This is a genomic window from Kocuria nitroreducens (assembly GCF_042879195.1).
In the GTDB taxonomy this organism is placed as follows: Bacteria; Actinomycetota; Actinomycetes; order Actinomycetales; family Micrococcaceae; genus Kocuria; species Kocuria nitroreducens.
This window is the reverse complement of the sequence record NZ_JBHZTC010000026.1, coordinates 15,156-35,563: the sequence shown is the minus strand read 5'-3', so window position 1 is coordinate 35,563 and position 20,408 is coordinate 15,156. Positions and strand designations below refer to the sequence as shown.

21 protein-coding genes and 1 pseudogene are annotated in these 20,408 nt (G+C 67.3%); 13 read left to right on the top strand and 9 right to left on the bottom strand.

All coding sequences use genetic code 11. The features are described from left to right. The first annotated feature begins 343 nt into the window (after nucleotides 1-343). Nucleotides 344-886 carry a hypothetical protein gene (locus ACFYE1_RS15565; protein WP_387744810.1) on the top strand — a complete coding sequence of 181 codons (543 nt, stop codon included), beginning with the start codon at nucleotides 344-346 and terminating at the stop codon, nucleotides 884-886. A gap of 503 nt (nucleotides 887-1,389) precedes the next feature. Next, nucleotides 1,390-1,719: a histone-like nucleoid-structuring protein Lsr2 gene (locus ACFYE1_RS15560; protein WP_387744807.1), complete on the top strand. Its 330-nt coding sequence runs from the start codon at nucleotides 1,390-1,392 to the stop codon at nucleotides 1,717-1,719. Nucleotides 1,720-2,201: 482 nt separating this feature from the next. On the opposite strand, the gene ACFYE1_RS15555 is transcribed toward ACFYE1_RS15560, so the two are convergent. Then, nucleotides 2,202-2,552, bottom strand: a complete 351-nt coding sequence (locus ACFYE1_RS15555) for a hypothetical protein (RefSeq protein ID WP_387744805.1) — start codon at nucleotides 2,550-2,552, stop codon at nucleotides 2,202-2,204. Then, on the bottom strand, nucleotides 2,549-3,307 hold the full coding sequence (locus ACFYE1_RS15550) for a ParA family protein (RefSeq protein ID WP_387744802.1): 759 nt from the start codon (nucleotides 3,305-3,307) through the stop codon (nucleotides 2,549-2,551). Before ACFYE1_RS15550 ends, ACFYE1_RS15555 begins: the two co-directional genes overlap by 4 nt. Nucleotides 3,308-3,604: 297 nt before the next feature. Here ACFYE1_RS15550 and ACFYE1_RS15545 point away from each other — a divergent pair, with 297 nt between their 5' ends. Then, nucleotides 3,605-3,802 carry an antitoxin VbhA family protein gene (locus ACFYE1_RS15545; RefSeq protein ID WP_387744799.1) on the top strand — a complete coding sequence of 66 codons (198 nt, stop codon included), beginning with the start codon at nucleotides 3,605-3,607 and terminating at the stop codon, nucleotides 3,800-3,802. Beyond that, nucleotides 3,795-4,427, top strand: coding sequence for a Fic/DOC family protein (locus ACFYE1_RS15540; protein WP_387744796.1), 633 nt, complete (start codon nucleotides 3,795-3,797; stop codon nucleotides 4,425-4,427). Before ACFYE1_RS15545 ends, ACFYE1_RS15540 begins: the two co-directional genes overlap by 8 nt. Before the next feature lie 80 nt (nucleotides 4,428-4,507). On the opposite strand, the gene ACFYE1_RS15535 is transcribed toward ACFYE1_RS15540, so the two are convergent. From ACFYE1_RS15535 to ACFYE1_RS15515, 5 genes are all read right to left on the bottom strand, one after another. Further along, complete coding sequence (locus ACFYE1_RS15535; RefSeq protein WP_387744794.1) at nucleotides 4,508-6,121, bottom strand: replication initiation protein; 1,614 nt, start codon at nucleotides 6,119-6,121, stop codon at nucleotides 4,508-4,510. Nucleotides 6,122-6,285: 164 nt separating this feature from the next. Beyond that, nucleotides 6,286-6,504: a hypothetical protein gene (locus ACFYE1_RS15530; RefSeq protein WP_017832691.1), complete on the bottom strand. Its 219-nt coding sequence runs from the start codon at nucleotides 6,502-6,504 to the stop codon at nucleotides 6,286-6,288. A 63-nt stretch (nucleotides 6,505-6,567) separates the two neighbouring features. Then, nucleotides 6,568-7,149 carry a hypothetical protein gene (locus ACFYE1_RS15525; RefSeq protein ID WP_387744791.1) on the bottom strand — a complete coding sequence of 194 codons (582 nt, stop codon included), beginning with the start codon at nucleotides 7,147-7,149 and terminating at the stop codon, nucleotides 6,568-6,570. Then, the gene (locus tag ACFYE1_RS15520) at nucleotides 7,146-8,264 is read right to left on the bottom strand and encodes a transglycosylase SLT domain-containing protein (protein ID WP_387744788.1); all 1,119 of its coding nucleotides are present in this window, start codon (nucleotides 8,262-8,264) and stop codon (nucleotides 7,146-7,148) included. The genes ACFYE1_RS15525 and ACFYE1_RS15520 overlap by 4 nt, the downstream gene beginning before the upstream one ends. A gap of 33 nt (nucleotides 8,265-8,297) precedes the next feature. Next, a complete protein-coding gene (locus ACFYE1_RS15515) occupies nucleotides 8,298-9,050 on the bottom strand; it encodes a nucleotide-binding protein (protein ID WP_387744785.1) in 753 nt (250 codons plus the stop codon). Between the two features lie 472 nt (nucleotides 9,051-9,522). Here ACFYE1_RS15515 and ACFYE1_RS15510 point away from each other — a divergent pair, with 472 nt between their 5' ends. After that, nucleotides 9,523-9,696 (top strand): hypothetical protein, encoded by a 174-nt coding sequence (locus ACFYE1_RS15510; RefSeq protein ID WP_387744783.1) that lies wholly within the window; start codon nucleotides 9,523-9,525, stop codon nucleotides 9,694-9,696. Between the two features lie 93 nt (nucleotides 9,697-9,789). On the opposite strand, the gene ACFYE1_RS15505 is transcribed toward ACFYE1_RS15510, so the two are convergent. Further along, entirely contained in the window at nucleotides 9,790-10,038 is a 249-nt protein-coding gene (locus ACFYE1_RS15505; RefSeq protein ID WP_240722264.1) for a helix-turn-helix domain-containing protein, read from the bottom strand. A 148-nt stretch (nucleotides 10,039-10,186) separates the two neighbouring features. Between ACFYE1_RS15505 and ACFYE1_RS15500 the strand changes: the two genes are divergently transcribed. The 8 genes from ACFYE1_RS15500 to ACFYE1_RS15465 are packed head-to-tail and all read left to right on the top strand — an operon-like array spanning nucleotide 10,187 to nucleotide 19,231. Beyond that, nucleotides 10,187-10,822 carry a DUF6668 family protein gene (locus ACFYE1_RS15500; protein ID WP_387744780.1) on the top strand — a complete coding sequence of 212 codons (636 nt, stop codon included), beginning with the start codon at nucleotides 10,187-10,189 and terminating at the stop codon, nucleotides 10,820-10,822. After that, the gene (locus tag ACFYE1_RS15495) at nucleotides 10,819-11,118 is read left to right on the top strand and encodes a hypothetical protein (protein ID WP_017832684.1); all 300 of its coding nucleotides are present in this window, start codon (nucleotides 10,819-10,821) and stop codon (nucleotides 11,116-11,118) included. The genes ACFYE1_RS15500 and ACFYE1_RS15495 overlap by 4 nt, the downstream gene beginning before the upstream one ends. A gap of 46 nt (nucleotides 11,119-11,164) precedes the next feature. Next, nucleotides 11,165-11,914 carry a hypothetical protein gene (locus ACFYE1_RS15490; protein ID WP_387744777.1) on the top strand — a complete coding sequence of 250 codons (750 nt, stop codon included), beginning with the start codon at nucleotides 11,165-11,167 and terminating at the stop codon, nucleotides 11,912-11,914. Further along, a complete protein-coding gene (locus ACFYE1_RS15485) occupies nucleotides 11,907-13,751 on the top strand; it encodes a type IV secretion system protein (protein WP_387744774.1) in 1,845 nt (614 codons plus the stop codon). The genes ACFYE1_RS15490 and ACFYE1_RS15485 overlap by 8 nt, the downstream gene beginning before the upstream one ends. Further along, a complete protein-coding gene (locus tag ACFYE1_RS15480; protein ID WP_387744771.1) occupies nucleotides 13,732-15,246 on the top strand; it encodes an SCO6880 family protein in 1,515 nt (504 codons plus the stop codon). The genes ACFYE1_RS15485 and ACFYE1_RS15480 overlap by 20 nt, the downstream gene beginning before the upstream one ends. Beyond that, nucleotides 15,246-16,997, top strand: a complete 1,752-nt coding sequence (locus ACFYE1_RS15475; protein WP_387744768.1) for an ATP/GTP-binding protein — start codon at nucleotides 15,246-15,248, stop codon at nucleotides 16,995-16,997. Before ACFYE1_RS15480 ends, ACFYE1_RS15475 begins: the two co-directional genes overlap by 1 nt. Continuing rightward, entirely contained in the window at nucleotides 16,994-18,802 is a 1,809-nt protein-coding gene (locus ACFYE1_RS15470; RefSeq protein WP_387744765.1) for a type IV secretory system conjugative DNA transfer family protein, read from the top strand. The genes ACFYE1_RS15475 and ACFYE1_RS15470 overlap by 4 nt, the downstream gene beginning before the upstream one ends. Nucleotides 18,803-18,805: 3 nt before the next feature. Then, nucleotides 18,806-19,231, top strand: coding sequence for a DUF4913 domain-containing protein (locus tag ACFYE1_RS15465; RefSeq protein WP_387744763.1), 426 nt, complete (start codon nucleotides 18,806-18,808; stop codon nucleotides 19,229-19,231). Between the two features lie 608 nt (nucleotides 19,232-19,839). Here the strand turns inward: ACFYE1_RS15465 and ACFYE1_RS15460 are convergent. Beyond that, nucleotides 19,840-20,040, bottom strand: a pseudogene (locus ACFYE1_RS15460) (winged helix-turn-helix domain-containing protein); the annotation flags it as partial. Nucleotides 20,041-20,408: the final 368 nt, after the last annotated feature.

The following is a 20,408-nucleotide window of genomic DNA, read 5'->3' as shown; positions in this document are numbered from 1 at the left end:
GACCCATTGGCCGCGCTCACCGCCTGACCACCACAGGAAGGACCGTTACACCACGCCCAGGGACTTGACCCATCGTTCTCCTTGGTTCAACGAGAACCTGGTTCTCGCCAGCGGGGGGGCTCGCCCAGGGGGGCATGTAAGTGCCGGCATATGGCTGGTTGGGGGAACCAGCTAGCCGACCCGACACAATATGTGGATGGCCTCTGAGCGCTCTTGAAAGACTACCTTTTGGGTTGCATCGCCCATGCACGACCCGCCACTCGGCAGGCACGAGCGTGGCCTTTCAGTGAGGGAGAACCGTCATACGCTTCAGCCACAACCTCACCTAACGAATGGAAAAAATTTGGACGAGGTGCTCACCGGCCCAGTGATTGCAGCTGCAGTTTCGGCCATCGCGCTCCTGGTTTCCGTGGTCTTGGTCCATCGGTTAACGGTGCACCGTGAGGACCGAGCCGACCAGCGTGCAATACAACGCCAGGCGGCCTCGGCGCTCACCGAGGCACTTCAAAACATCCGCCGGATCGTCGAGCACTCAGCGACTCAACCCGTGCAGCCTCAACACATCTCGGAAGCGGTTGCCTCGTGGGAGGCCGTCTATCGCAAGTACTCGACGCGCATACCGAAGCAGGGCCGCCATGTCAGACATAGCGTTGCTGCCGCGCTGGGAGAGCACTTCGGTGCTGTCGGGGCCTCGAATTTGTTTCCAGAAGCCGTCAATTTCGACGTCACAAAATACGACCCGATTTGGTGGGACAACGCTGATGCTTACCTTGGATACCTGATCGGTCGGCTCTCACGTTGGCACGACGACCCGCACGCTATTCGTAAGATGCAGATCCTCGACTTCGACGCATGGCTTTCAGCGCGCGGTCAGTTGTTCGCGTGAACTTTGGGTTGCGTTCACCCATATCTGCTGCGCGGAATGGACGCTACATTTCTGAAACATGCTTTAGTAGCGCCTGAAAGATTTCACGACGTGGGGACGCGGCTCGGCGATCAATTTCTGGCTTTGAGTGTTGTCCGATTGCCCCGTAATCACAACTCGACAAGATCATGTGGTGGTTCTGCCGCTGGCAGCGTGACCACCTTGGAAGTCTGGCTTTCCGGGTGCGGCCGGGGTAGCAGCTGTAGAGATCGGGCAGGTTGGCCTAGCGGCAGACGTTGGCGGTCTCATTATGCATCCCAGTACCTTCGACGAAGAGCTGCCTCATACTCGTGCATCAGTTCTTCCACCTTTTTCGGTAGGATGAATCGGTTGCCGAAGCGCTCATCACAGTCGGCACCATCTCAACTTGCTCAAAGCAGTCGGGAAGGAAAGTCGGTGCCAGCGATCCAGACAGCGGGCGCCTTTGGCGAAAGCAACGAATACATCGAGAGAAAGGTGCTGTAATGGCCCAGAGCGTGCAGATCATTCTGGAGGACGACCTCGAGGGTGGTCCTGCTGATGAGACCGTCCAGTTCGGTCTGGACGGCCGGCAGTACGAGATCGACCTCTCCACCGCCAACGCGGAGAAGCTGCGGGAGGCCCTGCGCCCCTACGCCGCCTCCGGCCGGCGGGCCCAGGGCAAGACCACCCGGGCCACCGGGCCCCGTTCCTCCACTGGTGGTAACCCGGAGACGGCAAAAATCCGGGCCTGGGCGAAGGAGAACGGTTACGAGGTCTCCGATCGCGGCCGGATTCACCAGTCCGTCAAGGACGCCTACTACGCCGCCCAGTAGGCCCCCCCCCACCTGGACACCCCCTCGGGCCTGTCCGGGTGCTCCGCGACAGCGGGGGGTGTGATGCCGGCGGTCACGGCCGCGGCATCACTGGGGAACGTCTCGGGGCAGGGCTCAAGCGCGGGGCCCTCACCGTGGCCCCTTCCGCACGATCAGCAGTCGGTGAGGGGCTGAGGATCTGTTTCCGGCCACGGTGCCGCCGGGACGCCCCGCGTCCAGCCTGGACAGCGCTGGTCGTCCCTTTGGCGCCCGACAACTGCCCTCGCTGGGGGTTGGCCCTGGCAGCTTTCGGACCGGGCGCGGGCACCCGCCTCAATCGAAGACCCACGGAACCACCCACCCCATCTCGCCGCCTGTCCCCAGAATGAGAGAACCCGGCCCACCAGCAACGGTGAGCCGGGTTTCTTCGTCATGGACCATGGGTAAGCCGCCCATGGGTAAGCCGCCCGCGGCCGGCCCCCTCCCCTACCGGGGTCTCGGTGTTATCGGTTGAGCTGTTGGGCGTAGGCGCGCACCGCGTTCTCGATTACCGCTCTCGCGGTGCCGTCGTGCTCGGTGAGCTCTTCGATCAGATCGGAGACGTCTTGGGCCACCCGCACCCCGAGTTGGATCGTGGGTTCCCGGCGGGGCCGGCCGCGGCCGCGTTTGGGCGCAGCGGCCGGGGGCTCCACCGCCGGTGCCGCTTGCACCGGCGGGGTGGACACCACCGGTGTCGTGGGCTGGGGTGGGGTAGCGCGTGGGGGTGTGTAGTCGACCGGGTCGATGTGTTCATCCGGTGCCGGGCGGGGCCTCCGGCGCTGGAGTGAGGCGGGGCGCTCGGGCTGCTCGGTCATCGCAGCACCTTCTTCGCGATCGCCGTGTAGGCCTCCAGGACCCGGGCGCCCTTGCGGTATTGGCCGTACCACTCCCCCGATATCCGTACCTCCTGGACGATGGCCCGGTCGGGGATCAACGGCTCCAGGAACAACCCGGTGGCCCGGAGCTCCTCGAGGCTGGCCACCGCCGCCCGGCTCATGATGGTTTCCTTCACCCCGCCGACGACGATGCCGGCCTCGGTGAGGGTGTCCGGGGCGCCCAGCTGCTGGCGGTGCCGGCGGAACTGGGCGACCGTGCGTCGCGCCCCGTCCACCCCGTCGATGCCATCGCTGGTGGCGGTGGCGGCGTAAACCACGGTGTCCGCGGCGTTCAACGCCGACAGCGTCAGGGGTCCGCCCTGGCGGTTGGGGCAGTCGATGACCACCACATCCGCCTGAAGGCCGGTCAGGGAGATCTTCAGCCGCAGCTCCGCATGATCGGCCCGGTCGGCCTCGCGGTTGGAGACGTTGCGGGCCGAGGGAATGACCCGGAGGTTCGGGTGCCACCCACTCGGCACCGCGAGATCCTCGGCCCAGCCTTCAGGATTCTCATCGCCCAGGATCGCTCCGACATGCATTCCTTCCGCCGAGGGCTGCACTCCGAACCACTTCGTGGAGGCCGCGCGGGGGTCGAGGTCAACGAGGACGACTCGACGTCCCTCGGCGGCGGCGACCATTGCTAGGGAGACGGCGGTAGTGGTCTTAGTGACTCCACCGGATTCGCTGTACACCATGAGGGTTTGCATGCTTTCAAGCTATCAAGCTTGCGCGCCATCAAGCCACCTACCTAGTTAGCTGGATAGGGATCCAGCTAACTAGGTAGTTATCTAGCATGCTTACTAGATAGCTATCTACCATTTATTATACAGATCATGCTTCTGGGGTGTGGTCGTGGACAGGGATATTGGACCAGGGAGTACGTTTCTCAACCGAGGCTGGCATCCCCGGCGCGTATGACGCCGGGTGCTGGTCAGGGGCGCTTGGTAGACTAGAGCGCATAGCACGGCCCAACACACCACCGGGGAGGTTCCATGGCGCAGCAGCACATTCTGCCACCGGCTCTCGAGGCGGACCGGGCACAGCAGGTGGCCTCCGTGGTGCACAGTGCTGGCATGGAAGGACTTCACGTCACTGCCGCGACCCGTGCGGAGCTGGATCGTTTCGCCGAGGGTGGGCTTGAGGTCGAGGAGCTGGTTCGGCGCACGCGCGCCCGCTACGGCCTTGAGTGAGGCCCCCGGCCCGCACCGTGATCCGTATCTGGACCCGCACACCGGGATTCTGACCAATCTGATCGGCGCCCGCACCGCCGTAGAGCTCGCCGCCGCGGAAGCTGACCTGGTGGCAGTCCGCACCCTGCAGCTGTGGCGCCATCCACCGGCGCCCACCCGAGATCTGGTCGAACTGCAAGCCATTCACCGTCACCTGTTCCAGGACGTCTATCCCTGGGCGGGGCAGCTGCGCACCGTGGATCTGCGCAAGACGGTTTCGGGGGCGCAGCCGTTCCTGCCGGTGTCGATGATCCCCCGCTCGGCCGGTTTCGTCTTCGATCAGCTCCGCCAGGACCGCTACCTGCAGCACCTGAATCGGGACCGGTTCATCGAACGGTTGGCCTATCACTACGACCAAGTCAACTATCTGCATCCGTTCCGGGAGGGCAACGGGCGCACCCAGCGCTTCTTCTTCGATCGTCTGGCGGTAGCCGCCGGCTGGTGGTTGGACTGGACCCAGATCACCGGGGCGGTCAACGACGCTGCGTCCCGTGCCGCAGCCGAAGACCATGACCTCGCTGCCTTGCAGGAGATGTTAGCGGTGATCCTCACTCCCGCACCTCGCCGCCGTCGGCCGCGTTCCTGACCGGACCAGCTAGCGCTCGGACAGGCCCGGGACAGCGAAGTTCCTGAGAGCACTGTGACACTGACCTTGGACGCGACGCGTCAGTGGACGATGTAACCGGGGAACCGTGCTGACCACCGGGAGTCGCGGGTAACTCGTGTGACCTCATAGGAAACCGCGGTCAGGTGTGGGAAGCGCAGTCCGTGGAGTTCGCCTACCCGGGCACCCACTTCAGTGACATGCAGTTCTCGGCCACCCAGCGCAGCGCCGTGGAACGGCCCGTCCTTGACTGTCTCCCAGTAGTCAGAGGCGGTCGTGAAAGACCAGTACCCGGAGCCAATGGGATGATCCTCCAGGTAGTCCAGGGGCACCCAGAGGGTGAGGCCGCGGTGCTCAGGGAGGAGCCGGTCCTGGAAGTCGGGGTCTGGTTCTCCGGGCAGGACGCCTTCGGGCCACTGGTAGGCGGGTTCACTCGTCACGGGGGCATCCTCTTCATCGGCAGGTCCGGGGGGCACTTCCAGGCTAGGGGAGGGGGCGGGGCACACCGGGGGGGCGGAACCAATACCTGTTGCTTGGAGAACTTCACCCTCTCCCACGGTGTTGTAGATGGGCGCGTTCTTCAGCCAGGCCATCACGGTGCGGGCGGTACGCCCCACGGCCTCAGCGATGGCCCGGTAGGTCGCCCCTGCCGCCCGCAACCGCACTGCTTGGGCCCGCAGCTGCCCCGCACGGTCGGTGCGGGCCTGGCGGGCGTGGGCGGCGTTGTCCGCCGCCGCACGCACCTTGGCCTCGGTCCTCGCCTTCCCACCGCGCCGTCCCATCCGGGACAGGTACTCGTGTGCAGCATCAGAGCCGCTGGTGAAGGTAGGGCGTCCTTTGCCGGCGTTGACCTGACGTACGGCCGAGCGCGCCAGACACGTCACCTCCCCATCAGCCAGGGGGTGGGGCAGCTGGGCGTTGAGCGCCTTGGCGTGGGCGATCGAGGCGGCCTCCGTCGGGGTCTGCTGGCGGGCCTGCCGCTGGTCCCACAGCCACCGGCGGGTAGCGCGGAAGACCGCGGTGTTGCGCCCCACCTCCGTCGCGGTGTCCACCACCGGGACCCGCGGGATGCCGGACTGTCCCAGCAGGGGCGTGCCCGGGTCCCAGGCCGGTGCTGCTGGCCCGTCGATGGCCTCGTCGTGGAACGGGTCGGTGTACTCGGCCATGTGCGCCTTGAGATCCCCTAGGGACCATGGGCTGGTTCTGCGGCCCCACCACACGCGCCCGGCCGGGAACGCAGCGGCTGGGTTGCGCACTAGGTACCGGGTGAAGCACGGGTCCCCGTCCACCAGCCGGTCTAGGGCCCGCTGCACCGCCTCCGCGTAGCGGATTGGACCCGGCCGAGCACTCTCGCCCCGGTAGACCGGTTCGATGGCCCACCCGGCCTGGGCATGACCAGTCTGCGGGTTCTCGATGATCCAGGTCGGCTCGGGCACGGCCGGGTGCATCAAGTTCAACAATGCGTCCTCGTCATCGACGTCCACGACGAGGAAGTTCAACCAATCGGCCGGATTGAGTTGGATGAACGCGAAGTCACCAGCAGGTCGCCCACGGTTCGGGAACGCCTGCGACTTGGTCTGACCGCACCGGAAGTACTCGATCCGGTGGTGCGCCAGGAACCGGCGGGCCGGGGTCTCGGGGCAAAAAAGGGCAATGTCGAGTAAGGCGGGGTCCACTTGCGGACGCGCCTCAGGTACACTAGGGGACACAACGGTCCCCTGGTAATGGGTTCATATGCAGTTCTCATCCGGTTTCTGTTGAACCAGCTGTTCTAGGTCGCCAAACTCACGACAGCTGATTGACTTCGACGGCCCGCCCTCCACGGCGGGCCGTCAGTCGTTTAAGCGGTTTTGGTGATGGGGAGCTCCTCAGCGTTCTGCCGATCATCTATCGCATTCGGCAATCCGTGGTCCCGGTCGATCAAAGCGCCGACGTAGTCCGCCTGGGACAGCCCGAGAGCAGCTGCCTTCTCCGCCGCACGGCGGTGCTGCTCGGGCAGGACGCGCATGCTGAACGCCACTCGCTTCCCGAGCAGCTTGGGCGGTGTGTACTCCGTCATACGCCCACCCTCTCACATTGCTTGTACTAGCGCTAGAAGTTCGTGGGTGTGTCGGTCGAATCGCTACAGGTCATGGGATTGGTGGCCCACAACGTCCCACTGGCCGTTGTGCTTCTCGAGGTAGATGACGACTTGGCGTTGGCCGGTGGCCTCGATCTGGTGGTCGTCGCGGCTGATCCATCGCCAGGTGAGGTCGTAGGCGCGGATGGCTTTGTCCTTGGCGACGTCGCGGGAGACGTCTCCGACAGCCGGCACGAGGCTGGGCGCGCTGTAGGCCTGGTGCTCAGCGGGTTCCAGCCAGGCGGCCTGGTTGCCGTTGCGTTCCGGCTCGACCTGGTGGTCGGCCCACTCTTGGGACATCAACGGTTTGGCGCGGATCGCGGCGGCGCTCTGGGTACGGTCGGTGGCGGTGTCCCAGGAGTGCAGCATCAGCGCGGCGGTTTCGGCGGTGGCCTCCACGTCGCTGCGCTCCACGGTGTCCGGGTCGGGGAAGGTACCTTCCCCGGGGGTGAGCTCGGTGGGGGAGGGCGTAGCCGTGGCAGGAGCGGTGGTCTGCTCGCTGGTCTGCTGTGCTCCCTCGGGCCCGCAGGCGGTCAGGGGCAGCAGGCACAGGGCCAGGGCGGGGATCAGGCGGTGTCGGGTCATTTCGGCCATGCTCCTTTCTGTTTGAGGATGGGCTCGGGGTCGAGGTTGTGCCCCTGGTAGGGGAAGACCATCTCCGGGGCGTCGGGTTTGTAGATCTCGAAGTGCAGGTGCGTGGCCATGCCGAAGCGTCCGCGATTGCCCTCGGTACCGATGACGTCACCGCGTTTGAGCTTCTGGCCCTTGGCCACATCCCAGGAGTGCAGGTGGCAGAAGGCGAAGCCGAAGTCGGGGTCGTCCCCGTTCTCCTTGGCGATCACGCACCCGTCGGTGGCGTTGAACCCGGTGATCCGTAAGGACGTCGGGGCGACGACGACTCCGCCGCTTCCCTGGCCGGCCCCGGGGGTGGCGATGTCCACGCCCTCGTGCTGGTTGGCCCACCCGGGGACTCCAGCCAGGGCGCGGCCGCCGTAGCCGGAGGTGAACACGCCCCCGGGCAGCGGGGTGGTCCACTCGCCCTCGCCGAGGTCTCCGTCCCAGGCCAGGGCCCCGGTGGGGGCCTGGCAGTGGGCGGAAAACTGGGATTGGCCGGTGTCCAGGATCGTGTCGATGTAGTCGCGGGTCTCCTGGTACGGCGGCACCCCCTGGTGCTGCTCCACGGCCCCGGGGCCGGCGTTGTAGGCGGCCAGGGTCAGGCGCACGAGCTCACCGGCGTCCTCCCCGGCGATCGGTCGCACGTCGGTCTTGAGGGCGGCCATGTAGCGGCCGTAGGCGGGGATCGCGTCGTCGGGGTCGAAGGGGTCCCCGCCGTTGCCGTAGGTGGCCCAGGTGGCGGGCATGAACTGGGCGATGCCTTGGGCGCCGGCCGGGCTGGTGGCGTCCGGGTTCCACCCGGATTCCTGGGCCAATTGTGCCGCCACCACGCTCACCGGCAGCCCGGCGGTCCGGGCGGCGTCCTCGACCAGTGGTGCCCAGCCGTTGGGGATGTTCGGTGCCCGCTGCTGGCCGCTGTCGTTGCCCGTGGTGACGGCGGTGACGGTGCAGGAGTTGGCTGAGGCCTGTTCTTCGTCCTCGGCCAGGGTGGCGACGAGCACGGCTAGGGCCACGATCGAGCCGATGGCGAAGACGAGCAGCAGCGCCACGACGGCGCCGAGGGCACGGGGGGATCCAGCCGACATCACAGCCTCCTGGGGGATGGGAGGGGGTGTGGGTCAGAGCTGGTCGATCAGGGTGGCGGTGGCTTCCTCGTAGGCCCGCACGGTGGCTGGGTGCAGGGCGTCGTAGTGGAAGGCGCGTCCTTCCTGGAGGGACTTGTCGAAGGGGATGACGACGGTCCCGGCCAACCCGACCGCTTGGGCGTATTCCTGCAGGCGGGTGAGGCGTTCGGTGTTGTTGGTGGCGGTGTTGGAGACCACCAGCACGGACCGGGCCAGCTTCTGCCCGTGGCCCTCAGCGGCGACGGCGGCCACGGTGGCTTCCAGCAGCCGGGCGTCGTCTTCGCGGTTGTGGGCCACCAGCACCAGGGAGTCGGCGACGTCCACGGCGGCGCGCCAGGTGGAGGACTGGGCGGAGTTGCCGGTGTCGAGCAAGATCAGGCTGTAAAGCGACCGCAGGGTCTCATGCGCCGCCCGCACGGACCGCCCGTCCACCCGGGTCCGATCGGTGCCCTCGGGCGGGGAGGCGAGCACGTGGATCCGGTCATCGCCCTGGGGGCGCACGTAGCGCACGAGGTCGGCGGTGCGGCGGGTGACGGTGTCGAGGTTGCGGATCAGGTCCAGGGTGGTGCGGTCGTGGCCGCCGGCCAGGGAGCGTTCGGCCAGGGTGCCCTGGTTCTCGTTGAACTCCCCGGCCAGGATGTTGCCCCCGCGCACCCGCCCGGCGGTGGCGGCCAGGTGGTAGGCGGTGGTGGTCTTCCCGCCCCCACCCTTGAGCTGGAGCACCGCCACGGTGCGGTGGGTCTCCATCGGCCGCTGGATCCGCACCCGGCGGGCACGGGATGCCCGCTCTGCGGCCGAGGCCGCCAGGGACAGTCCGAGCCTCTGGTTGCACCACCCTCGCCACCCGTGACGGGCGGGGGATTCGGGCGTCTCCGTGGCCGCCTCCCGTCGCAGCTGCAGGCGGGGATCCCCGGCCTCGGCGACGACCGGGGTCGGTGTGGAGCTGCTGGGCGCCGGGTCGCTGGCGGGCGTGTCGCCCGCGGTGGTCTCTGGCAGTGAGTCCGTAGCTGAGAGCTCAGATGCGTCCCCTGAATGGGGGACATCGGCCGCAGGAAGCGTCTGCGGGGTCTCCGCATCGATGGAAGGCTCCGCGGGCTGGTGTTCGCTCAGGTCAGCGGCTGGTTCATTGGCCGCTACCGGGCGTGTCGCCTGCTCAGGCTCCGATACGAGGTCGTCGACTGTGACAACACGTGAAGAGCCTCCACGGGAGGGTCGTTTCTTGGCCGAGGCACTGGCATCTGCTGTCACGGATCCGTCCGCGGCGACGATCAGTCGCGTCTCCGGCTCGGTCACCGAGGCCGGGTCGATGGCCGTCAGCTTCACCGGTCGCCCCAGGTCATCGGCGATCGAGACGACGTGGGCGATGGCTGCCGGCATCGAGGCGAACTCGTAGGGGACCCGGTCGATCGTCACCTCCACGCTGTCGTCGGCGGCGATCCTCGCCGTGCAGACCGGCCGCTCCAGTGCCTGAGCCATGATGCTCTCCCTACTCCTCGTTCGTGTGCGCCCCGTCATTGTCGGTGGAATGGGGGACGTTGTACTGAGAGCGAAGGTGTTCCTTGATGTCGTCACGCAGGATCAGCCAGGTCTTGCCGAGCTTGATCGCCGGCACGATGCCGTCGCGCAACCAGCGGTAGGTGATGGTGCGATCACCGAGTCCGAGCACCTGCGCGAGCTGGTCGACGGTCAGCCGCTCGGGCAGGCCCTCGAAGAGCCGGTCCAGCGCGTCAGACACGACGATCACCTGCGCCCTCATACTGGGCACTGTACACAGCTATATCCATTTGTTGTCTAGTATTGTTTAACATTGCTAATCCTCTCTCATTATTGTCTAATGCACATAGGGTCCAGTCTATTGGAGGCCCTGCAACCGAGGAGGTGTGATGGACAACCGTTGGGCTGAGTTGGTATCGCCCTCCACCCAGGAGCAGACCCGCCCGATCTTCGAAGACGTCCCCGAGGAGACCGTCACGGTCATGCACGGCGCCTCGGGACCCCAGCGAGGCGTCACCGGACTTCCCGAGGACGAGGGGCGACTGGGGCGGTTTCTCACCACCGCCCATGACGTGTTCTGGCTCGGTGTCCACGGTGGGGCCGGGGAGTCTGTGCTGGCCGACCTGCTCGGCGGCACCTCCTGCTACCACCGGTGGCCCGCCCGCCCAGATGAGGAGACCCAGCACGCCCCCGCGCTGGTGTTCCTCGTGGCCCGGCAGAACAAGCGGGGCCTCGACGCCGCCCGTCTCGCCGCCCGCGACTGGGCCGCCGGCGCCCACCCCGATGTCGATCTCCAAGGCCTGGTCCTGGTGGCCGATGCCCCAGGCCGCACCCCGAAGTCCCTGGCCGGACAGACCCGGGTGATCTCCGGTGGTGTGCCCTCCACCTGGGTGGTGCCCTGGATCGAAGAGCTCCGGCTCACCGGGACCGTGGACTGGGAGTCCATGGCCCGGGAGCCGAGAAAAGTCCTCACCGCCCTCGGTGAGGCAGCCGATGAAGCACTTTCTGAGAGGACCCCCCAATGATCGACCTCGTACTGGCTGCACAGGACACCGTGCTCGCGCTGCCGGCCGCCCTGCCCGACTCCGACCCGCTGGCCCCTCCCGGCATCGGCGACACCTGGAACCGCATGGTCGGTGTCGGCAAATGGATCGCCCTGGGCATCGCCGTCCTGGGCCTGCTGGTCGTCGGCGGAAAGATGGCCTTCGACGCCCGCCGCGGAGAGACCACCGAAGAGGTCTCCGGAATCATCAAAATCGTGCTGGCCGTGGCCCTGATCTCCGGCGGCGCCTCGATCCTCTCCTTCATCTCCGGGGCATGACCTCTGGCCTCCGCAAGACCAACCCCCCGCAGCAGAGGAGCAGCAGGTGACAGATCATATCGAGACCGACGACAACAACACCTGGTGGAAGGCACCCCGCTTCCTCATCTCAGCCGTCCTCGTCGCGCTGCTGATCGTGCTGGGGGTAGTTCTGTGGCTGTGGCCCGACGGTGAAGAGCCCACCCAGGCCGCCCCGGCACCGGCCACGACCGCCGAGCCGGTCTCGGGCGCGGAGTCGGTGTGCGGCCTGGACGCCTCCGGAGGCACCACGCTCACGAAAGCGCCCGAGGACGTCGAATGGGCCGCTCTCGGGGCGATCTACGCACCGTCCTCGGAGGAGCACGGGCCTGGCACCGTGGATGAGTCCACCGGCGTCCGCTCCTGCTACTCCCACACCCCCGAGGGCGCACTTCTTGCCACCACGAACATCCTGACTTCGGGCAATGACCCGCAGCTACTGCTGGACACCATCAAAGCGCAGGCCGTGGACGGCCCGGGCAGAGACGTGGCCATCGGCCAGGTCCAGCAGCGACTGAGCTCAGGTGACACTGCGACAGTTCCCTTGGAAGTCGGCGGTTTCCGGCTGCTGTCTTACACCGCAGACTCAGCATCCGTGGAGGTCGTCGTTGCCGCCGACGACGGCACCGAGGACATCTACATGACCACCGGCGTTGACCTCGTATGGACGGAGGGTGACTGGCACGTCTCCTTCCAGGAGAACGGCGATCCCGGCCCGGTGTCCGGTCAGGTGTCAGACCTGAGCGGGTACATCGAGTGGGGTCCTCACGATGGCTGAGGAAAACAACTGCAACCCCATCGACGTCATCTGTAAGACCAAGGAGGGCATCAGCAGCACGCTCAGCGGGGCGGCCGGGGATGCGCTGGATCAGATCGCGGACGGTGTGACCTCGGCCGTGGTCGAGACGATCGCCTCCCTGGGGTCGATGTGGACCACGGTTGGTAGCGCCAGCCTCACCAGCGAGAACGGCGGCGCTGCCGAGGCGCCGGCCCGGGGCGCGTTCAACGATCAGGTCGATCTGCTGCTGAGCTACGCGAGCTGGATCGGGCTGGGGGTGTGCGTGTTCGGGGTGCTGTTCCTGGGCATCGTGTTGGCCACCAACGCCCGCCGCGGCGACGGGGCTGGCCTGGTCAACACGGCCACCGTGCTGGCCTCCGGGGCCGCCCTGATTGGTGGGGCCACCAGCCTGATCGGCTTCCTCGTCCCCGCCCGGGCGGGAAACCTGTCCGGGTCGGTGGGCTTCATCCAGGACCAGACCTTCTACCTCACGCTGGCCGTGGCCGCGCTGAGTGTGATGATCGCCGGGGCCCAGATGGCCTGGACGCAGCGCGCTGAACCGGCCCGCGAACTGCTGAAGAACCTGCTCACCCTGGCCGTGGTCACAGCCTCGGGGGTGACAATCCTCAACGTCCTGGTGGCCGGCACCGACGCCCTGGCCGTGCAGATCATCGACTCCGCCATCGGCGAGGACTTCCAGACCGACGTGCTCAAGCTCCTGGCCCTGGACAACGCCACCAGCACCGGGGCGGCGGACCCGGTGTGGTTGGGCGGCAACGTCATCCTGATCATCGTCGGCGGGATCGTGGCGATCATCGTGAACCTCATCCAGCTGATGCTGATGGTGCTGCGCACCGGGATGCTGTTCCTGATGGCCGGGATCCTGCCGCTCTCAGCCGCCTTCTTGAACACCGAGACGGGCAAGAACTTCTTCCAGAAGGTCATCGCCTGGACCCTAGCCTTCGCCTTCTACAAACCCGCCGCGGCCCTGATCTACGGGTTGGCGATCAAGATGTCCACCACCGGGGTGTGGGAGGACTCCGGCAGCGGGCTGATCCAGTTCGCCGCCGGGCTGATGATGATCGTCGCCTCCGTGTTCGCCCTGCCCGTGCTCATCGGGTTCCTCAGCCCCGTACTGGGCTCGATGTCCTCCTCCGGCGGCAGCAGCGGCGGGGCGCTGGGCATCGCAGCGATGGGCGCGGCGATCCCACAGGGCGCCTCCCACCTGGCCCGCTCGGGACGCGGATTCGGCTCTGATTCATCCTCCGCATCGCCGTCGCAGCCCTCCGTCTCCTCGAAGGGCGGGCCGGGTTCCGCACCTGCCGGTCTGTCCTCACCTGCCGCTGGGGCCAGTGCCACGGGCACGGCGGGCACCGCTGGTACTGCGGCGGCGGGGGCAGCAGCTGCACCGGTGGCTGCGGGCATGGCGGCCGCCAACGCCGTGCAGAGAGGCGGGGAAGCCGTCTCCCAGGCCACCGAGTCCAGCGCAAAGGCTGGCACCTCCAGCACCGGCGGTAGCACCGGCGGCACTGGAGTGGCGGGCGCGTCCTCGACGGGTACCCCTGGCCAGGACGGTGCGCAGAAGTCCTCTGCGGGGACCGGGGCGCAACCGGCCCCCGGCACCGGGGCGGCAGGGGCAGCACCGTCCACCGGGGCTCGTCCCACGCCGGGGTCCGGAGCTGGTGCAGCACCGCCACGCTCTGGGGCCCGCCCCACGGGACCCACCGGCCCAAGACAGGCGGCGAAGGCCGTCCAGCAGCAGGCACGTGCGTTCAAGGCGCAGATCGCCAACGAGACCGGAAACGAGGGCCGCCCTGATGGCGCAGACCGAAGCTAAAACCGAGAACCGCCCGCGGGTGTACGGCAACTTCCGCACCCCCACCTCCAAGGGCCTGGCCGGGCTCTCCACCGCCGGCACCGTGCTGCTGATCGGTGGTGTCGTCGGCGGGATTCTGCTGATGATGCTCAACCTGTGGCTGGTGGCCCTGGGCTTCGAAGCGGTGATCCTCACCCTGATCGCGCTGTCGATGCAGAAGAACAAGCACGGGCGCACCCTCATCGAACGCATCGTGCGCCGCGCGGGGTGGGCCAACGCCGTCTACGCCGGGGCCAACGTCTACCGGGCCGGGCCGGTGTCCCGGGTGCCGGAAGGGACCACGAAGCTGCCCGGGATCTCGGCCCGCTCCAAGATCACCGAGCACGTCGACGGCTACGGCCGCCCCTTCGCCTTGGTCGAGGTCCCGCAGAAACACCACTACACCGTGGTGTTCTCCTCCGAACCCGACGGCGGGGGCATGGTTGACCAGGAGCACATCAACCGGTGGGTGGACCGCTGGGCGCACTGGCTGGGCATGCTCACCGACGAACCCGGCCTGACCGCGGCCTCGGTGACCATCGAGACCGCCCCGGACTCCGGGTACCGCCTGGCCCGCAAGATCGAGGCCCGCATGAGCCCCGACGCCCCAGCCTTCGCCCGCGACGTGATCAACGAGACCGTGCAGATGCTGCCCACCGGGGCCACGGTCACCCGGGCCTACATCGCGGTGACCTTCAAAGCCTCCGTGCGGGCCGGCGGCCGCATCCGCAACGCCGGCGAGGTCGCCGATGACCTGGCCGCCCGGCTGCCCAACCTCACCCTGTCCCTCAACGACACCGGGGCCGGCGTAGCCGCCCCGCTCACCGCCCAGCAGTTGTGCGAGGTCATCCGGGTGGCCTACGACCCGGCCGAGGCGGTCCTGTTCGACCGGGCGCACGCCGCCGGCAAGGCCCCGGAGCTGGATTGGAGTGAGGTTGGCCCCCAGGCCGCCGACACCTTCTGGGACTGCTACCACCACAACAACTCCTGGTCGAAGTCCTGGGCGATGTCCGTGCCGCCGCGCTCGACCGTCCAGGCCAACGTGCTCCAGGCCCTGATCGCACCGAACCCTGAGTTGGTGCGCAAGCGCGTCACGCTGCTCTACCGCCCCATCGACCCCGCGAGGGCCGCGCAGATGGTGGAGAACGACATCAACACCGCCACCTTCAACGCCTCCTCCCGCAACCGCGCCACCGCCCGGGACACCCGAGAGACCCGCGCCGCCCAGGCCACCGCCGCTGAGGAGGCCGACGGGGCCGGGCTGCTGAACTTCGGGCTCGTCGTCACCGCCACTGTGCGTTCCAGGGGCGAGCTGGACGAGGCCGAAGCCATCATCGAGAACCTCGGCACCTCGGCGAGGATCCGGCTGGAGGAGGCCTACGGCGCCCAGGACTCCACCTTCGCCGCCGGCCTGCCGTTGGGTGTCGTGATTCCCGATCACTTGGCCCTGCCCTCGACCGTGAGGAACGCACTCTAATGACCACCAAGAACGCCAAGCAGATCATCCTCCCCGCCTCCCGGGGCGCGGCCGGCACCACCGTCCTGGACCGGGCCTTCGCGGCCATGTTGGGTGGCAAGGTCTCCACGAGACCGAAGCGCACCGGCAGCACCTCCGTCACGGCCACCTCCACCCACCGCCCCGGACCGCGGGGCCACAAGGGCCGGGGGCTGGGGGAGGCGCAGCTGCTGCACCCGATCCGGGAGATGCGCGGGACCAACTACCAGGTGTGCGGGCTCTTCCCCTTCCCCATGGGCGGGGGCTCCCCGTTGGAAGGGGTGCCGTTGGGGCGGAACCTGCTCTCGGGGGAGCCGGTGTGCTGTGACCCGATCTCCTGGTTCCTGAAGCTGCGGGTGATCTCCAACCCCAGCGCGTTCGTGATGGCCAACCCGGGGCTGGGCAAGTCCTCCCTGCTGCGCCGGATGGCGATCGGTTTGGCCGCCTTCGGGGTGTGGCCGCTGATCCTCGGCGACATCAAGGGCGAACACGTGACCATGATCGAGCACCTGGGCGGGGCCGTCCTCCCGTTGGGACGCGGGGTCGGCCACATCAACCCCCTCGATGACTGCGGGGCGGTCGCAGCCGCCAAACTGCTCTCACCCGCCAGAGCCGAAGAGCTGCTGGACGAGCTGCACTCGAGGCGCCGGTCGCTGATCGCCTCGTTGATCGCGATCCTGCGCAAGAAGCCGCTGGATGAGCGGGAGGAGTCGATCCTGGACCGGTGCCTCACCGTCCTGGAGGCCCGCCACGCCGAGGGCGGCACGGTGCCGGTGATGGCGGATCTGCGCCAGGTTCTGAAGGACAAGCCGGTCGAGGTGCGCGAGGTCGCCCTGGATCGCGGCGACGACGCCCGGTACGAGGACATCACCGAGGGTCTGGAGTCCTCGCTGAACTCCTTGTGCGGCTCCGGGGCGTTCGGGCAGATGTTCGCCCGCCCCTCCACCAACCGGATCGACGCCTCCCGTCCGATGGTCTTCGACCTGTCGCGGATCTCCCAGACCGAGTCCGACCTGCGCGCGGCGACCTTGATGGCCTGCTGGTCGGCCGGCTTTGGCACCGTGACGACCTCGAACATGCTCGCTGATGACGGGGTGATTGAGCGTCAGCGGTTCCTGGTGATCCTCGATGAGCTGTGGAACACCCTGGCAGCCGGGCCCGGCATCGTGGACCAGGTCAACGCCCTGACCCGCCTGAACCGGGAATGGGGGGTGGGCCAGATCATGGCTTCCCACACCCCCTCCGACCTTCTGGCGGTCCGGGGGGAAGAGGACCGGGCGAAGGCCAAGGGCATCATGGACCGCTGCGGCATCAAGGTCCTCGGCGGCCTCGCCAAATCCGAGATGCCGCTGCTGACCGAGTCCGTGCCGCTGTCCATGCGTGAGCAGGAGCAGCTGGCGATCTGGCAGGACCCGCCGGCCTGGAACCGCCGCGGGGATGAGGCGAAGGAGTGCACCAACGACGACGTGTACGCCCCCACCGACCAGGCATTCACCGACGTCGAGCTCAACGAGTGGCTAGCTGATGAGGAGAACGCCGCCTGGTACTTCGACGACCGCACCACCACCCCGCCTCCGGGCCAGGGGAAGTTCTTCATCAAGGTCGGCTCAAGGGCCGGCATCCCGTTCTCGATGGAGTTCACCCCCACCGAACGCCGCAGTCAGGTCCACGACACCGAGAAGAAGTGGCACGAGGCCAAGTCCCGCGCCGCCCAGGAGAGGGGCGAACGATGAGCTCCCTGGACCGCAAGTACAAGACCGGCGGCGGGGAAGTCGCCCTGCTACTGACCCTGCTCCTCATTCTGGTCGGCGTCCCTGCCATCCTCTACGGGCTCGCCAGCGCCGGCCATGCCCTGACCCCGCGCACCGACCCGCTGCCCACCGGATACTGGGAACGCTCCCTGGGTGTCTTCACCGGAGACCTCCCGTGGCGCACCACCGAGATCGTCCTGGCCGCCGCCCTCGGGCTGGTGGCGGCAGCACTGTTCGTGCTGTGGAGCTTCAAGCGCCACCAAAAGGCGCAGAAGGACGTCAAGCACGACCGTGCGGCCGTGCGCATGGCCGCCGTCCGCGACGTCGCGCCCTTCACCGAGAAGCAGGCGCGCGCCAAAGCGGCTCGCTTCGGCGTCGACACCCCCGGGGTGATGATCGGCAAGATGGTCCGCGGCGGCCACACCCTCTACGCCTCCTGGGAGGACACCCTGGTGCACATCTGGGGCACCCGTACCGGTAAGACCACCTCCCAGGCGGCCCCGTCCATCATCGAGGCCCCGGGCCCGGTGATCGCCACCTCCAACAAACGCGACCTCTCCGACCTCACCCGCGACATCCGCGCCGCCAACGGCGACGTCTGGGTTTTCGACCCCCAAGGTGTGGCCGGGGAGAAACCGACCTGGTGGTGGAACCCGCTGACCTACGTCACCGACAGTGAACGGGCCGCGGAGATGGCCACGAACTTCGCAACCGGCTCCCGACCCGCCGGCGCCAAGATGGGTGACGCCCACTTCGACTCCGCCGGCAAGGACCTGTTGGCCGGGTTGCTGCTGGCCGCTGCTGTGGGTGGGGAGCCTATCGAGCGGGTGCACTACTGGCTGACCCGTTCCACCAACGACACCCCCGCCAAAGTGCTCGACGCCCACGGGTGGGCCAAGGAAGCCGACTCGGTGGCCAGCACCATCCGTCAGCCCGAGAAGTACCGGGGCAGCGTCTACTCCACCGCCCTGCAGATGGCCGCCTGCCTGAAGAACGAGAAGATCGCCGCCTGGGTCAACCCCACAGGCCCCGACGACGACCGACCGCAGTTCGACCCCCAAGCCTTTGTGCGCGGCAAGCACACCCTCTACGCCCTGTCCAAGGAAGGGGCCGGCACCGCCGGGCCGCTGGTGACCGCCCTGACCGTGGCAACCGTGACCGCCGCCGAGGAGCACGCCGTCATCCAGGCTGGGGGCCGCCTGGGAACCCCGATGCTCTGCGTGCTGGATGAGGCCGCCAACGTGTGCCGATGGGCGAACCTGCCCGACCTCTACAGCCACTACGGGTCCCGCGGCATCGTGGTCTCCACGTTCCTGCAGTCCTGGTCCCAAGGTGTGGACGTGTGGGGCGAGTCCGGGATGCGCAAGTTGTTCTCCACCGCCAACGTCGTCACCTACGGCGGCAACGTCAAAGAAGAGGGCTACTTGAAGATGCTCTCGGAGCTGATCGGCAAGTACACCTACACCTCCGTCTCCTCCTCGAGGCAGAAAGACAGCGGGTCCACTTCCCGCCAGGACGCCACCGACGACATCTTGTCGGTGGCCGATCTGGCCGCCCTGCCCAAGGGCAGGGCCGTGATGCTCGGCTCCGGGGCGCGGGCCGTGCTGGTCCGCACCGTCCCGGTCAGCGCCCGCCCCTACGCCGACGCGGCCGCGGCCTCCGAAGCCGCACACAACGTACCCGTCGAAACCACCATCACAGAGGAGTCCGCGTCCGAGCTCCAGGGTGCTGGGCCGAACTCGACCGAGCCCACGGGGAATCGGTGGGCGGCCCTGGTGAAGGAGTAGGCCATGGACATCGGTACCCGCCGGACCAACAGCCACGACGACATCGACCACGAACCCCTCGAGGGGGACGAGCAGGAAGAGCGCAAGCTGGTCTACGCGAACGTGGCCGAGTTCGTCACCGAGCACCTGGCCTACCAGTACCGGCGCGACATCGACCTCGCCGGCCGCGCCACCACCTTCACCTGGTGCGCCCAATGGTGGCGCCATGAAGAAGCCGTCAGCCGCCTCACCGGCCTCTGGCGGGCCTGGGAGAACCTGCGCACCGACCCCACCACAGGGTTGGCGGTGTGGTGGCGAGACTACGCCGACCCGACCATGCGGACACTCTTCGACGAAAAAGGCCCCTTCCACGGCTGCACCCCCCGGGCACACGCCCCTAAGGGGATACCGCTTCCGCTGGATCCTCCACCAGCCGGGCTTTTCGGGTGAGCGGCCTGCTCCCGCACCCAGCCACGGTCAGGGTCAACAGAACGTCCGTCTTTACCGGAATGATCACGGCATGCATCGGCCAAACTTCCCAGTTCGACAGAGGCACCGGAATCCTGCAATTCCCTTCGGTGCGTACCTCAATACAACTGCTAAGGACCACCAGCCAGTCGGCCCCCGGCGATCGGGTCACCCTTTACCCCGCGGGGCAGTCTGATCCCCACCGAACTCTCAGTACGCCTGTACCGTCGTTTGCATCCATAAACTTAAGGAGAACGCTGTGGAGTAACCAATTCTTGATGCACTGTACGAAGCCAGTTCTCGCCAGAAGGCGTACCTCGGATACGTGCATATGACTGACTACACGAACATGGTCAATACCCGCTCTGTCACCCTCTGGCAGCCTGCCCCGTCCACACTGGCGGAAGTTCAGGCTTGGGCAGAGGCACAGGAGACTCCGCACAACCACGTGCCCTCAAGCCGCGCCGTGGTGTCGTTCATCGTCAATATGGAGTCGGTCAAGACAGTGCATGACCAAGAGTGAGCGCCAGTGCATGACTGAGTGGACAGGCGCACTCGTTCGCTCTGCCTGACGTCGTGCAGTCCCAGGGTTATGAGGCGTGTTGGTTGCGAGACAGGTCCACCTTGGTGAAGCTGTAGCCCACATTGCGCACCGTGGTGATCAGGTGCTCCTGGTCAGCACCCAGCTTGGCCCGTTGCCGCCGCACGTGCACGTCCACGGTGCGGGAGCCGTCGTAGTAGTCGCAGCCCCAGACCTCGCTCAGCAGCTGGGCGCGGGTGAAGACCTGCCCGGCCCGGCTCAGGCCTCCCGCCACGGGCCGAGCCGAGTCGGCGTTGGCGATCTGCGCCAGTGTCACACCGTCTTCACGGGCTCGGGCCACGCGCACGACGTCGTCACGGAACTCCGGGGGATACGGGGCGGGCACAGCTACCTCCTTCAAGGCCGCCCTACAGGCAAGCCAGATCAGGTCACCTATTCGTGCATCAGTCCCCATACGTGTGTCACCGGCTGTAACCATCGAGCTCATACATGCTTGAGCATTTGTCGCATATCGGGAAGGAATGACAAGGCCGTAACGATGGCCCAGCTTCACTAAGGCAGGAGCGAGGCATGTGGCTAAATGACGGTGGGTCGCTCAGGCCTACGACGTCGGATAGG